The organism is Phyllobacterium sp. 0TCS1.6A (assembly GCF_026420825.1).
In the GTDB taxonomy this organism is placed as follows: domain Bacteria; phylum Pseudomonadota; class Alphaproteobacteria; order Rhizobiales; family Rhizobiaceae; genus Phyllobacterium.
Map to the genome: position 1 here is coordinate 107,573 of NZ_JAPMAB010000002.1, position 14,337 is coordinate 121,909.

Genomic DNA, 14,337 nt, shown 5'->3' on the forward strand with positions numbered 1-14,337 from the left:
TCTATATCGACCAGACTCTGGGCAATGGCCGCCCCCGGTTAAGCAATGCCAGCAGCGGCAGCAGCCGCTTGCGCAGCTGGTAGGCATCGACATCCACCAATCGGGCGAGCAGCTTGCCCATCCAGAAGGAAGCGCCGCCAAGCGCGCCGACGATCGAGCGCACCGGCTCCAGCAGCTTCTCGGCAGCGTCCGAAACCAGCAGGATCGTCGCCACCGCGCCATTGCCGCCGATGAGGGCGGGCCGCTGCATCGATCCGCCGTTGCTGGCGTTCAGCACAAAATTCTCCGCATGGATCAGCCGGCCGTTGCGGCGGATGCGCCATTGATCGGAAAAGCGCACATCGTTCACGACTTCCCCCATGGCCCGGCGGCCGAATATGGTGGATTCGACCAGCAGCGCCTCCGCATTCTCCGCAAGATCGACCTCGAGCCGGCGCTGCAGCGCGGAATTGTCGAAGAGGATAGCCTCCTGCGGCAACCATGCGGCATAGGCGCCGCGCCCGGCCCTTATCGAGGTGGTTACATTTGCAACCATCCCGTCCGAAGCCCGGTAGATCTTCTCGCAGGCCTGGGTCGTGAGCTGCGCGGAACAATGATCCGCGAGGTCGAAAGTCCATCCGAGCCTGTCGCCGCCGGTCAGGCCACCGGCGGTATTGATCATCACGGCCTCCATCGCGCCGGTTTCGGACTGCGGAAACCGCAGTTTCGCACAGCCTTCCTGATAGAGGCCGGCAATGCGCGTCCTGCCGTTCGCCTGCTTCAACGACAGGGAGCCCTCGCCCGACGCACGCTGCGCCGACGGGCGGAGCAGCGGCCGCTCTTCAGTCGTTGCAAGGTGATGAATGTCCAACCGAGCCCCCAAAAGCCTAGACGGTCAAGTGCCGCCGCGCCGCTGCCGTATCCAGAATATCGGCAGCGCCTTCCAGCACGATCTCGCCACGATCCATGATGAGGACATGGTCGGCGAGTTCGCGGCAAAAGTCGAGATATTGTTCGACCAGAAGAACGGCCATGCCCATGGAATCGCGCAGGTAAACGATGGCGCGGCCGATATCCTTGATGATCGACGGTTGTATTCCTTCCGTCGGCTCATCCAGAACGAGCACTTTCGGACGCATCACCAGCGCGCGGCCAATCGCCAGCTGTTGTTGCTGCCCGCCCGAAAGATCGCCGCCGCGCCGCGCCATCATGCTATGCAGCACCGGAAACAGGCTGAAGACATCGTCCGGAATGGTTCTGTCCCGCCGCGCCAGCTGCGCAAAGCCGGTTTCGAGGTTCTCCTTCACCGACAGAAGCGGGAATATCTCCCTGCCCTGCGGCACATAGCCGATGCCGCGCCTGGCTCTCGAATAGGGCGCGAGGCCATCGATCGGCCGGCCGTCGAGGGATATGCTGCCGGAGCTGGTCATGTGCTGGCCGGTGATGGCGCGCAACAGGCTGGTCTTGCCGACGCCGTTGCGGCCGAGCACGCAGGTGATGCGGCCGGGCGCCGCCGTCAGCGAGACCCCGCGCAGCGCCTGCGCCGCCCCATAGTGCAAACCGATATTGTCGACCGCAAGCATGTTTCACCTGCCCAGATAGTTTTCAATGACGTTGGGATCGTTGCTGACGAAATCGATCGAGCCTTCGGCGAGCACCGATCCTTCCGCCAGGCAGGTCACCCGCACATCGAGATCGCGGATGAAGCCCATGTCGTGCTCGACGACGACGACCGCCCGCGTCCTGGCGATCTCCTTCAGCAGAACGGCCGTTTCCGCCGTTTCGGCATCGGTCATGCCGGCCACCGGCTCGTCGACGAGGAGAAGCTTCGGCTCCTGCGCCAGCAGCATGCCGATTTCCAGCCATTGCTTCTGGCCGTGGCTCAGATTGGCGGCAAGCTCGTCTCTCCGGCCCGTCAGCCGGATGGTCGCCAGTATCTCGTCGATCCGGTCGCTGTCGCGTGCGGTCAGTTTGTAGAACAGCGTCGCAAACGGGCTGCGGCCACGGTTCAACGCCAGTTCGAGATTGTCCCAGACCGTATGGCTCTCGAACACGGTCGGCTTCTGGAATTTCCGCCCTATGCCTAGCCGCGCGATGCCGGCCTCGTCCCGGGTGGTAAGGTCGATCGTATCCTCGAAGAACACCTGGCCGCTATCGGGCCGCGTCTTGCCGGTGATGATATCCATCATCGTGGTCTTGCCGGCGCCGTTCGGTCCGATGATGGCGCGCAGCTCGCCCGGCGCAACCACGAAGGACAGCGCGTTCAGCGCCTTGAAACCATCGAAGGAGACCGAAACATTGTCGAGATAGAGCAGGCTTCTCGGGCTTGTGTCCATGATGGGCTCCTATTCCGCCGCCAGAGGTTCGGCATCGGCCACGGCCGGCTTCGGCCGTTCAGCCGCCGGTTCGGCCTTCTTTCGCGGCGTCATCTTCTCGCGCAGCGTGCCGACGATGCCCTTCGGCAGGAACAGCGTCGTCGCGACGAACAGGCCGCCCAGCGCGAACAGCCAGAATTCGGGGAATTCGGCGGTGAAGACGCTCTTGCCGAGATTGACCAGCACCGCGCCGAGCACGGGGCCGATGAGCGTCCCGCGGCCGCCGACGGCCGTCCAGATGACCACCTCGATCGAATTGGCCGGGGCGAACTCGCCGGGATTGATGATGCCCACCTGCGGCACGTAGAGCGCCCCGGCGACCCCGGCCATCATGGCCGAGACGGTGAACATCAGCAGCTTGTAGTTCTCGGGCCTGTAGCCGAGGAACCGGGTGCGGCTTTCCGCATCGCGGATGCCGACGAGGACCTTGCCGAACTTGGACCGCACCAGCAGCGAACTCACCAGCAGCGCCACCGACAGCGCCAATGCCGAGGCGACGAAGAGGCCGAGCCGCGTGCCCTGCGCCTGGAGGTTGAAGCCGAGCAGCTCCTTGAAATCGGTCAGGCCATTATTGCCGCCAAAGCCCATCTCGTTGCGGAAGAAGGACAGGAGCAGCGCATAGGTCATGGCCTGGGTGATGATCGACAGGTAGACGCCGGTCACCCGCGAGCGGAAGGCGAGCCAGCCGAAGACGAAGGCGAGCGCTCCCGGGACGAGGAGGACCATCAGCGCCGCGAACCAGAAATGGTCGAAACCATACCAGTACCACGGCATTTCCTGCCAGTTGAGGAAGACCATGAAATCGGGTAGCAGCGGATTGCCATAGACGCCACGGGAGCCGATCTGGCGCACGAGATACATGCCCATCGCATAGCCGCCGAGGCCGAAGAAGGCCGCATGGCCGAGCGACAGGATACCGCAGAAGCCCCAGACCAGGTCGAGCGCCAGCGCCAGCAGGGCATAGGTCAGATATTTGCCGAACAGCGATACCGCATAGGTCGGCACGTGGAAGGCGCTCTGCGCCGGCACCAGCAGGTTGAGCGCCAGCACCAGAATTGCAACAGCCATGATGGCGCCGGCAAAGAGCACGATGTTTCGGTGCGACGAACGTCTTATGGATGCTGAAATCATGCTTCGACCGCCCTGCCCTTGAGTGCGAACAGGCCGCGCGGCCGCCTCTGGATGAAAAGAATGATCAGCACCAGCACCAGTATCTTGCCGAGCACGGCGCCCGCATAGGGCTCCAGCAGCTTGTTGACGATGCCGAGCGAGAACGCGCCGACGAGCGTGCCCCAGAGATTGCCGACGCCGCCGAAGACCACCACCATGAAACTGTCGATGATGTAGCTCTGGCCGAGATTGGGCGACACATTGTCGATCTGCGACAGCGCCACGCCCGCCATGCCGGCAATGCCCGAGCCGAGCGCGAAGGTCAGCGCATCGACCCACGGCGTCCTTATGCCCATCGAGGAAGCCATGCGCCGGTTCTGCGTCACCGCCCGCATCTGCAGCCCGAACCGCGAATGCTTGAGCAGCACGAGCAGCGTCACGAAGACGGCGAGCGAGAAGACCACGATCCACAGGCGATTATAGGTCAGCGTCAGGCCGCCGAAATCGAAGCCGCCAGACATCCATGTCGGATTGCCGACCTCGCGATTGCTCGGCCCGAAGATCGAGCGGATGGCCTGTTGCAGGATCAGCGATACGCCCCAGGTCGCCAGCAGCGTCTCCAGCGGCCGGCCATAGAGAAACCGGATGACGCCGCGCTCCAGCAGGAACCCGGCAAAGCCCGCGACAAGGAAGGCGGCCGGCAGCGCCAATGCCAGCGACCAGTCGAACCATTGCGGAAAGGAGGCGCGGATGACGTCCTGCACGACATAGGTCGTATAGGCGCCGATCATCACCATCTCGCCATGAGCCATGTTGATGATGCCCATCACGCCGAAGGTGATGGCGAGGCCGATCGCCGCGAGCAGCAGCACCGAGCCGAGCGAGACGCCATACCAGACATTCTGCCCCATATCCCACCATGCCTGCCGCGCCTGAAGGTCGTCGATGGCGCGGTCGATGCCGAGACGCAGATCTCCATCCGCGCCGGCGCGGAAGGACGACAGAATCGACATGGCGTCCCTGTCGCCGCGCGCGGCTATCCGCTCTATCGCGCCCTGCTTTTCCGCGATGGACCGGTCCGATTTCAGCAGCGCCGCCGCTTTCGCATCTTCGAGGGCGCTGCGGATTTCCGCATCCGTCTCGCTTGCCAGCGCCGTCTCCACCAGCTCGAGGGAATCGTCCGCCGGCGCCGCGAATACCGCTTTCGCCGCCTGCAGCCGGGCGGCCCTGTCCGGGCTCATGAGGCTCAGCGCGCCGATGGCGGTCCGCACCGCGCGGCGAAGGTTGTTATTGACGCGGATGCGCTCGAACCCGGCCTTCGGCGCATCGCCCGCCGCCGCTCCCGTCAGCGCATCGGTCAGTGCCAGGCCGGAACCCTTTTCGCTGGCAATGAACACCGTGCCGTCCGACTTGCGCGCATAGAGCGCGCCATCGCCAAGCGCTTCGAAAACCGGCACCAGACGCAGATCGCCGCTGCGCGCGAGTTGCTGCACCCCTTTCGCGACCTGCGCGAAATTGCCCTTGCCGAGGCCGTCTATGCCCGCACGCAGGTCGTCAGCCCGCGCGCCTGCTGCGGCAGCGACGGCGAGGAGGAGCATCAGGGCGATTCTGATTGCGATCTGCATGGCTAACGAGGGCGATGGGCCCTGTCCTCTGTGAGATTGAAGAGGGGGTCGCGGCTCAATCCCGCGACCCCGCTGGAAGCGTGTCAGGAACCCTTGCCGCCGCACTTGCCGCTGACGACGTTGAAGTTTCCGCACGACATCGGCTTGCGCCAGTCGGAGATGAGATCCTTCGAGTCCGGCAGATAGTCGGACCATTCGTCGCCGACCACGAGGCCGGGCGTTTCGAACACGGTCTCGAACTGGCCATCGGTCTGGATTTCGCCGATGAGCACCGGCTTGGTGATGTGGTGGTTGGGCATCATCGTGGAATAGCCGCCGGAAAGGTTCGGCACCGAGACGCCGACGATCGAATCGATCACCTTGTCGGGCTCCGTGGTGCCGGCGGCCTCGACGGCCTTAACCCACATGTTGAAGCCGATATAATGCGCTTCCATCGGGTCGTTGGTCACCCGCTTGTCGTTCTTGGTGAAGGCCTTCCAGGTCTTGATGAACTCCGCATTGGCGGGCGTGTCGACCGACTGGAAATAGTTCCAGGCCGCGAGATGCCCGACCAGCGGCGACGTGTCGAGGCCGGCGAGCTCTTCCTCGCCCACCGAGAAGGCGACGACGGGAATGTCCTCGGCCTTGACGCCCTGATTGCCGAGCTCCTTGTAGAAGGGCACGTTGGCATCGCCATTGATGGTCGAGACGACGGCGGTCTTCTTGCCGGCAGAGCCGAACTTCTTGATGTCGGACACGATCGTCTGCCAGTCCTTGTGGCCGAACGGCGTGTAGTTGATCATGATGTCCTCGGCCGCGACGCCCTTGGCCTTGAGATAGGCTTCGAGGATCTTGTTCGTGGTGCGGGGATAGACATAGTCGGTGCCGGCCAGCACCCAGCGCTCGACGCCTTCGTTCTCGGCAAGGTAGTCGACGGCGGGAATGGCCTGCTGGTTCGGAGCGGCGCCGGTGTAGAACACGTTGCGCTGGCTCTCCTCGCCCTCATATTGCACCGGATAGAACAGGATATTGTCGAGTTCCTCGAAGACGGGGAGGACCGATTTGCGCGAAACGGAGGTCCAGCAGCCGAAAACCGCCGCCACCTTGTCCTTTTCGATCAGATCGCGGGCCTTTTCGGCGAAAAGCGGCCAGTCGGACGCCGGATCGACGACGACGGCCTCGAGCTTCTTGCCGAGCACGCCGCCCTTCTTGTTCTGCTCGTCGATGAGCATCAGCATCGCATCCTTGAGCGTCGTCTCGGAAATCGCCATCGTTCCCGAAAGCGAATGGAGGATGCCGATCTTGATCGTGTCTTCCTGGGCGAAGGCGCCCTGAAACGCCGTCGCGGCCAGCATGCCGGCCAAGGCCGCCGCATGGATGCTTGTCCTGATTTTCATGTCTGATCCCCTTTTTTGCTTTGTCTGGCGCCTTGGGGCTGTGGCTTCAGCCATTCGGGCGTGCTACCGGCCACTATCGGGCAGGCGGGATCGAAGCCACATACGTTAAACGACGTAGCCGGCATGACCGAACATTGCATGTCGGCGCTTCCTTCCCGCGGCAAAGCCGTGCTTAAGTGGCCCGGATGAAATCAGGGGAAGCCAGGGTGTATGGTTGCGCGTCAACGCATCATTCCCGTAAGACGCGAGTACAATCGCTGGGTTGCGGATCAGACGCTGGAAGACTACGCGCTGCGCTTCACCGCCAAGAGCGCCCGGCGCTATTCCTCGCAGCGCATCGCGCAGACGGCGATCGGGGCGATATCGTTTCTCGCGCTTGAGGCGATCGGCGCGACGATCACCCTTTCCTACGGCACGACCAATGCCATTGCCGCAATTCTCGTCGCCTGCGCGCTGATGCTCGCGATCGGCCTGCCCATATGCCGCTATGCGGTTCGCCACGGCGTCGATATCGATCTCCTGACGCGCGGCGCGAGCTTCGGCTATATCGGCTCGACCATCACCTCGCTGATCTATGCGAGCTTCACCTTCCTGCTCTTCGCCATCGAGGCGTCGATCATGTCGGGCGCGCTCGAACTGGCATTCGGCATTCCGCTGTGGGCCGGCTACATCATAAGCTCGGTCGCGGTCATTCCCCTCGTCACCTATGGCGTGCGGATGATCAGCAAGTTCCAGCTGGCGACGCAGCCGTTCTGGATCATCCTGAACGTCGCGCCCTTCATCGTCATTGCGCTGGTCGACTGGGAAAAGTTCGACCTCTGGCGGGCATTTGGCGGCATAGCATCGCCCATGGCATCGTCCATGGCATCGTCCGGAACCGGCGAAGAACAGCGGATGATCGCGCCCTTCGTCCTGGCGCAGTTCGGCGCGGCGAGCGCGGTGATACTGGCTCTGATGGCGCAGATCGGCGAACAGGTGGATTTCCTGCGCTTCCTGCCGCCCGACGGCCACCGCAACTGGCGCCAGCGCATCGCGATCTTCCTCGCCGGCCCCGGCTGGGTGATCATGGGCGCGCCCAAGCTCCTCGCCGGCTCCTTCCTCGTGGTGCTGACGCTGAGCAGCGGCGTCCCCCTCGAAAAGGCCGCAGATCCCTCATGGATGTACCTGACGGCATTCGGCTACATGACCCCTTCCACCACCCTCGCGCTCGTCCTCATGGTCGTCCTCGTCGTGGTCTCGCAATTGAAGATCAATGTGATGAACGCCTATGCGGGATCGCTCGCCTGGTCGAACTTCTTCTCGCGCCTGACCCACAGCCATCCCGGACGGGTGGTGTGGCTGATGTTCAACGTCATGATCGCGCTGCTGTTGATGGAACTCGGCATCTACCGGCTGCTGGAGGAGACGCTCGGCATCTTCTCGCTGGTGGCGATGGCATGGCTTTGCACCATTTCCGCCGATCTCTTCGTCAACAAGCCGCTCGGGCTGGCGCCGCCCGGCATAGAATTCAAGCGCGCGCATCTCTACGATCTCAACCCGGTCGGCCTCGGCGCGATGGGCGCCGCCACCGCCACGTCGCTTGCCGCGCATTTCGGCCTGTTCGGCGCCATGGCAGCGGCGCTGGCGCCCTTCATCGCCCTTGCCGTGTCCTTCCTGGTCTCGCCGCTGATAGCCTGGTGGACGAAGGGCAGATATTACCTCGCCCGCACCGCCCCATCCGAATGGCGGAAGGTGCAGACGCTGCAATGTTCCATTTGCGAGCATCCGTTCGAGACGGAGGACATGGCCTGGTGCCCGGCCTATGCTGCGCCGATCTGCTCCCTCTGCTGCTCGCTCGACAGCCGCTGCCATGATCTGTGCAAGCCGACGGCATCCACCAATGCCCAGGTCAGCGCCGTCGCCGCGTCGCTATTGCCGGAAAGGGCGATCCGCGCCCTCGGCTCGCGGCTGGGGCGCTACGCCCTCACCGTATCGGTCTCGCTCACCGGCATAGCGGCGGTGCTGGCGATGATCGCCTACCAGACCAGCGGCCCGGCCGACGCATCCGCCGTGGTGCACCGGACGCTGCTGATCGTGTTCTTCGTTTTCGCGGTGGTGAATGCCATTGCCTGCTGGTTCTACGTGCTCGCCCATGACAGCAGGGTCTTCGCCGAGGAGGAATCCTCGCGCCAGAACACGCTGCTGCTCAAGGAAATCGCCGCGCATGAGAAGACGGATGCCGCGCTGCAGGAGGCGAAGGAAGCCGCCGAGGCCGCAAACCGCGCCAAGAGCCGCTATGTCGTCGGGCTGAGCCATGAATTGCGCACGCCGCTCAATGCGGTTCTGGGCTATGCGCAGATATTGGAGCGCGACGAGACGATACCCGCGCCGCGCCAGGCCGCGATCCGCGTCATCAAGCGCAGCGCCGACCATCTCTCCGGGCTGATCGACGGATTGCTCGACATTTCGCGGATCGAGGCCGGCCGCCTGAAAGTGTTCTCCAACGAGATCAATCTTGGCGATTTCCTCGACCAGATCGTCCAGATGTTCCAGCCGCAGGCGGATGCGAAGAAGCTCATCTTCAAGCACAGCCGCTCCGCCGGAATGCCGGTCTTCGTGCGCACCGACGAGAAGCGCCTGCGCCAGATACTGGTCAATCTCCTGTCGAATGCGATCAAGTTCACCGATGGCGGCACCGTCACGTTCGACGTCTCGTACCGCAGCCAGGTCGCGACCTTCACCATCAGCGATACGGGGCGCGGCATCCCCGAAAGCGAATTGCCGAGGATCTTCGAACCGTTTCACCGCGGCGAGGCCGAGAACATTCGGCCCATGCCGGGCCTCGGCCTCGGCCTCACCATCACGCGGCTGCTGACCCAGACGCTCGGCGGCGAGATCCTCGTCGACAGCACCCATGGCAAGGGTTCGACCGTCCGTGTCCGGCTCATGCTGTCCGCCGTCCTGCGGCCGCAGATCCCGGCATCGCCGTTGCGCAGGATCCGCACCTATTCCGGCCAGCGCCGCACCATCGTCGTCGTCGACGACAATGAGGATCATCGCGAAATGGTGCGCGAAATCCTTGCGCCGCTGGATTTCGTCGTCCTCACCGCCGCCAGCGGGCCGGAATGCCTGACGCTCATCGAAGGGGTGAAGGCGGATCTCTTCATCATCGACATATCGATGCCGCAGATGAATGGCTGGCAGCTCGTCTCCCGCCTGCGCGAGGCGGGAGATAAATCGCCCATCATCATGCTTTCGGCCAATATCGGCGATGGCCCTTCCTCCGAGCAATCCGACCAGCACAACGACACGCTGGCCAAGCCCTTCGACGTGCGGCAGCTGCAGGACCGGATCGCCCGCCTGCTGGGGCTGGAATGGGTCTATGAAGACGCCTCGCCCCAGCCGCCGGCACCGGAAGGCCGCCCGCTCGTCAGCCCCGGCGAAACCCACCTGCGCGAATTGATCCGCCTCGGCGAGATAGGCTATGTCCGCGGCATCGAGATGAAGCTGACGGAACTTGCCAGGCTGGAAGAACATCGCCCCTTTGCCGACGAAGTGAGGCATTATGTCCAGGCATTCGACATGGCCGGCTATGAACGCTTCCTGCTCGACCTGGTGCACAACAAGGAAAGCGGCCACCGTGACTGAAGCCACCCCGCGCGATATCGTGCTGATCGTCGACGACTCGCCCCAGACGCTGGGCTTCCTGACCGACGCGCTGGAGCAGGCGGGATCGTCCGTGCTCATCGCCACCTCCGGCGCGGCCGCGCTGAAGGTCGTCGAGCGCATCACGCCCGACCTCATCCTCATGGATGCGGTCATGCCCGACATGGACGGCTTCGAGACCTGCCGCAAGATCAAGAGCACCGCCTCGGTGGCGCAGGTGCCGGTGATCTTCATGACCGGCCTTTCCGAGACGGAGCACATCGTTCATGCGCTGGAATCCGGCGGCGTCGACTACCTGACCAAGCCCATCAATATCGACGAGCTGCGGGCGCGCATCCGCGTCCACCTCGGCAATGCCCGCTCCGCCCAGAACGCCCGCGTGGCGCTTGATGCGGCGGGGCGGCATCTGCTGGCCATCGGCCGCGACGGCAGGCCGCGCTGGACGACGCCGCAGGCGACGCATCTGATGGAGCAGACGCTGGGCAGGGCCGAGGAGGCGCATCGGCTCATCAGCGACAAGGTGGCGGCATGGCTGCGGGAGCGCGCGGCCGAACGCGCCGGCGCCCGCGACGAAACCGTCGAGATCGACGGCGCCATGGGCGGGCTGCATCTCACCTATCTCGGCGCGCTCACCGCCGACGAATATCTGTTCCGCCTGACGCTGGCGAACCAGGCCAGCGGCGATGAATTGCTGCGCCAGAGCTTCGGCCTCACCCAGCGCGAATCGGAGGTGCTGCTGTGGATAGCCAAGGGCAAATCCAACCGCGATATCGGCGAGATCCTCAATCTCAGCGCCCGCACCGTCAACAAGCACCTGGAACAGATCTATGTGAAAATGGGCGTCGAGAACCGCGCCACGGCAGCGGTCAAGGCGGCGCATGTCCTGCACGACCGTTGAGGCGGGCTTTCCAGCGCTCGATCGTTACTGACCCGTGAATACTGCTAATTGTGCCGCAAAGGCGCGTGCATAGGCCGGGCGTGCTTCGCCGCGGGCGACATAGGCCGACAGATTGGCATGGTCTTCCACGATACCGGACCCGCCCAGCCGTTGCAGCACCGAGATCATCAGCAGGTCGCCGGCGGTGAAGGTGCCCTCGAGCCATTCCTTGTCGCCAAGCCAGCGGGAAAGCTCGCCGAGCCGTTTGCGCACGCGCTCCTCGACGACGGACAGGCGCTGTTCGTACCAGGGCTCACCGCGCTCCAGCAACACGGTCGTCGACCGGTCGATAATGGGCGGCTCCACCGTGTTGAGCGCCGCGAACATCCAGGTGATGGCGCGCGCCCGCCCCTTCGCATCGTGCGGCAGCAGACCGCCATGGCGCTCCGCGACATGCAATATGATCGACCCGGATTCGAACAGAGCGAGATCGCCGTCCTCATAGGTCGGGATCTGCCCGAATGGCTGGAGCGCGAGATGCGCCGGCTGCCTCAGCGCCTGGAACGACAGAAGCCTGACATCATAGGGCTGGCCCACTTCTTCCAGCGCCCAGCGGACGCGCGTATCGCGCGCCAGGCCCTTGCCTCGGTCCGGCGACCGTTCGAATGCGGTGATAGTGGCGGTCATCGGCGACCTCCTGCGGTTGATCTCATGGCGTTTCTCCTTCGTTCCATTGCTCAAAGGACGAAGCACAAGGCGAAATCCCGACATCCGGCCGCAATTAAACCGGGGACTGCCATCTCTCGTTCTCCGGGCCGTGAACAGGGGCAAACTGGCCCATGCGGTGGGATAGATTTTCGGCCTAAAAAAATATTTTGCCCTGCAAGCTTCTGATTTCGCTCATTCTTCGCCCCGGCACGCAAAAAAACTTATCCCACCTGTTTGAAGCCGGGGTATTCTGTGCAGGTCCTTTCCAGTGGGGGAGCAGCTTCCGGTGCTGTTTCGATTGCTGGGAAAGGGTGGCGTTGCCGGACGGTCGGAAGTGACAACCCCGACTATCCAGCAAACTGCAGAAGGAAACGGGGGTGGCGCTTCGTTTTCCGGGTTGTTGCGTCTGACAAACGCAATGATAGCAGGCAAAGACGTCGCGGGCGGTCTTCGGACCTCGACCCTGATACCATACTGACGCGCTGAAGACCGCCCGTCTCCCCCATTTTCAATGACCAGACGCGATTTTCGCGGGCGTGGTGAGGATTTTCCGTATCCAGCATCTCGAAAAGGGATTGCACCCCACCTCCCTCATGCCACCAACCCACCTCCCTCATGCTGAGCCTGTCGAAGCACGCGGTACATCACTGCAACCGGGACAGTGGCATCAGCAGACAGGCTCAGCATGAGGGAAGTTGGGGCTCAGCCTGAGGGATGTGGAGATTTGCAGGGTTCTGCCAGCTTGAACCTCAGCGCCGGGCTTCATCGTGCGGCGAGACAACCACCGCACGATAGAGATGCCATGTTGCATGGCCGAGGACCGGAATGATGATGGCGAGGCCGACGAACAGCGTCAGGAACCCCACCGCCAGCAGGACCGCGACGATCAGCCCCCACAGCAGCATGGGCAGCGGATTGGTGAACACGGCCCTGGCCGATGTCGCCACCGCGGCATAGGCGCCGACGTCCCGGTCGAGCAGCAGCGGGAACGCGACGACCGTGGTGCACAACACGAAGAGCGCGAAGACGAAGCCGATCGCATTGCCGACGAGCATCATGTTCCAGCCCTCGGGCGTCGTGAACAACTGGTCGAGGAAGACCGCCAGCGATGCGGGCGCGCTGTCGCCGAAATGGCTCGTATAGACGGCCTGCGCCGTGAGCAGCCATGCCAGAAACGTCGCGAAGAGCATGACACCGACGGCGATGATCGAGGGGAGCGCGGGAGAGCGCACCACGTTCGTCGCATGGCGCCAGGAGGCATCCATGTCCAGCTCGCGCCGCCGGCTGATTTCATAGAGGCCGAGCGCCGCAACCGGACCGATCAGCGCAAATCCCGACATCAGCGGAAAAACCAGCGGCAGCGCATTGGCCCCGGCCGACAGGCGCAGCAGCACCAGCCCGGCCACGGGATAGATAAGGCAGAGGAAGACGTAATGCGAAGGCTTGGCCCAGAAATCGCCCAGGCCGCGGCGCAGCGCCGTGAATATGTCGCTAAAGCCGATCTCCCGCACCTCGGGATGAATGATGGTCTCGCCATCGCCGGCTATGACGTGAAAATGTGCCATGATGGTACCTCCCTGATTCATAGAACCGGACAGTCCATGTGGCCGTACCTGGCCCACAGGGACCCTCAGCATCATCACCAAGCATACGCCTCCCGCCGGCGTTTTTAAAGGATTATGTCGGCGCGAGCCGTACCCGGAACCGCAACCGGAACCATTGCAGTCGCATTCCCGTTTAAGTGCCACTGCACGCTGATGCACGGTCTTCGGGGAGTCGCCACATTGAACCAGTTCTTCACCAATATCGCCAATTACGTCGCGATGCTGGCCGGGCGGCCGCTGACCTTCATCCTGTGCGTGACCATCGTCATCGTCTGGGCCGTAAGCGGGCCGATCTTCGGTTTCAGCGATACGTGGCAGCTCATCATCAATACCGGCACGACGATCATCACGTTCCTCATGGTGTTCCTCATCCAGAACACGCAGAACCGCGACAGCGTGGCGTTGCAGACCAAGCTCGACGAATTGCTGCGGGTCAGCAAGGCCAAGAATTCCTTCATCGGCATCGAGCATCTCACGGAGGAGGAAGTGGAGGCCTATCGCGAACAGTCGGAAGCGGCAGCGAAGAAAGCCGATGCCGAAATGGAACGCCGCTCCCGCAAACGCGCGAGCAAGCGCACCAGCCCTGCAAAATCGGCGAATGCCCAGACGGGCACCAAGGCAAATGCCAGGACGAGAGGCCAAAAATCGGGCAGCCAGGCGGCCAAAAGCACCGTTTGAGCCTGCTCCGGCAGCGCGATGATGCGGGATTCATGCCGCCAAAGCCGAATATGGTCAATTTGAAGGCATAATCCGCCGCAAACGAAGGCATTCAGCCCATATTTCTTGCAAACCAGCTATGCAAACTTGTCACTGCAAGTCTCGCCGGCACTCGCCTATATGCAGCTCAACAGAATGATCCACAAAATTTAAATCGCAAGGTGAGTGAAATGAACCTGATCCGCTCTTACAATAACTGGCGCCGTTACCGCGACACTGTCAACGAACTGAGCCGCCTTTCCGCACGTGAACTGAACGACCTCGGCATCTCCCGCGGCGACATTTCCTTCGTAGCAAAGAAGGCCGCTTCGGCGTTCTAAG

At 63.2% G+C, this 14,337-nt stretch carries 12 protein-coding genes; 4 read left to right on the plus strand and 8 right to left on the minus strand.

Annotation, left to right across the window (positions count from 1 at the left end; genetic code table 11):
* Window position 1: 1 nt before the first annotated feature.
* The 6 genes from OSJ75_RS04675 to urtA all read right to left on the minus strand — a co-directional run bounded on the left by OSJ75_RS04675 (window position 2) and on the right by urtA (window position 6,465).
* The gene (locus tag OSJ75_RS04675; RefSeq protein WP_267227489.1) at window positions 2-844 is read right to left on the minus strand and encodes an urease accessory protein UreD; all 843 of its coding nucleotides are present in this window, start codon (window positions 842-844) and stop codon (window positions 2-4) included.
* Window positions 845-866: 22 nt separating this feature from the next.
* Entirely contained in the window at window positions 867-1,562 is a 696-nt protein-coding gene (gene urtE, locus OSJ75_RS04680) for an urea ABC transporter ATP-binding subunit UrtE (protein WP_267227114.1), read from the minus strand.
* Window positions 1,563-1,565: 3 nt separating this feature from the next.
* The gene (gene urtD, locus OSJ75_RS04685; RefSeq protein WP_250019943.1) at window positions 1,566-2,315 is read right to left on the minus strand and encodes an urea ABC transporter ATP-binding protein UrtD; all 750 of its coding nucleotides are present in this window, start codon (window positions 2,313-2,315) and stop codon (window positions 1,566-1,568) included.
* 9 nt (window positions 2,316-2,324) lie between these two features.
* Window positions 2,325-3,485: an urea ABC transporter permease subunit UrtC gene (gene urtC / locus OSJ75_RS04690; protein ID WP_267227115.1), complete on the minus strand. Its 1,161-nt coding sequence runs from the start codon at window positions 3,483-3,485 to the stop codon at window positions 2,325-2,327.
* The gene (gene urtB, locus OSJ75_RS04695) at window positions 3,482-5,062 is read right to left on the minus strand and encodes an urea ABC transporter permease subunit UrtB (protein ID WP_267227116.1); all 1,581 of its coding nucleotides are present in this window, start codon (window positions 5,060-5,062) and stop codon (window positions 3,482-3,484) included. The genes urtC and urtB overlap by 4 nt, the downstream gene beginning before the upstream one ends.
* A 110-nt stretch (window positions 5,063-5,172) precedes the next feature.
* Window positions 5,173-6,465, minus strand: coding sequence for an urea ABC transporter substrate-binding protein (gene urtA, locus OSJ75_RS04700; RefSeq protein ID WP_250019946.1), 1,293 nt, complete (start codon window positions 6,463-6,465; stop codon window positions 5,173-5,175).
* A 210-nt stretch (window positions 6,466-6,675) separates the two neighbouring features.
* Between urtA and OSJ75_RS04705 the strand changes: the two genes are divergently transcribed.
* Both OSJ75_RS04705 and OSJ75_RS04710 read left to right on the plus strand, forming a co-directional pair.
* Window positions 6,676-10,092 carry an ATP-binding protein gene (locus tag OSJ75_RS04705; protein WP_267227117.1) on the plus strand — a complete coding sequence of 1,139 codons (3,417 nt, stop codon included), beginning with the start codon at window positions 6,676-6,678 and terminating at the stop codon, window positions 10,090-10,092.
* A complete protein-coding gene (locus OSJ75_RS04710; protein ID WP_416362520.1) occupies window positions 10,037-11,008 on the plus strand; it encodes a response regulator in 972 nt (323 codons plus the stop codon). Before OSJ75_RS04705 ends, OSJ75_RS04710 begins: the two co-directional genes overlap by 56 nt.
* A gap of 24 nt (window positions 11,009-11,032) precedes the next feature.
* Here the strand turns inward: OSJ75_RS04710 and OSJ75_RS04715 are convergent, their stop codons facing one another.
* Together OSJ75_RS04715 and OSJ75_RS04720 are read right to left on the minus strand one after the other, a co-directional pair.
* On the minus strand, window positions 11,033-11,674 hold the full coding sequence (locus OSJ75_RS04715; RefSeq protein WP_267227118.1) for a glutathione S-transferase family protein: 642 nt from the start codon (window positions 11,672-11,674) through the stop codon (window positions 11,033-11,035).
* Between the two features lie 770 nt (window positions 11,675-12,444).
* Window positions 12,445-13,260, minus strand: coding sequence for a DUF2189 domain-containing protein (locus OSJ75_RS04720; RefSeq protein ID WP_267227119.1), 816 nt, complete (start codon window positions 13,258-13,260; stop codon window positions 12,445-12,447).
* Window positions 13,261-13,479: 219 nt separating this feature from the next.
* Between OSJ75_RS04720 and OSJ75_RS04725 the strand changes: the two genes are divergently transcribed.
* Both OSJ75_RS04725 and OSJ75_RS04730 read left to right on the plus strand, forming a co-directional pair.
* Entirely contained in the window at window positions 13,480-13,977 is a 498-nt protein-coding gene (locus OSJ75_RS04725) for a low affinity iron permease family protein (protein ID WP_416362521.1), read from the plus strand.
* 209 nt (window positions 13,978-14,186) lie between these two features.
* The gene (locus OSJ75_RS04730) at window positions 14,187-14,336 is read left to right on the plus strand and encodes a DUF1127 domain-containing protein (protein ID WP_250020039.1); all 150 of its coding nucleotides are present in this window, start codon (window positions 14,187-14,189) and stop codon (window positions 14,334-14,336) included.
* Window position 14,337 lies beyond the last annotated feature (1 nt).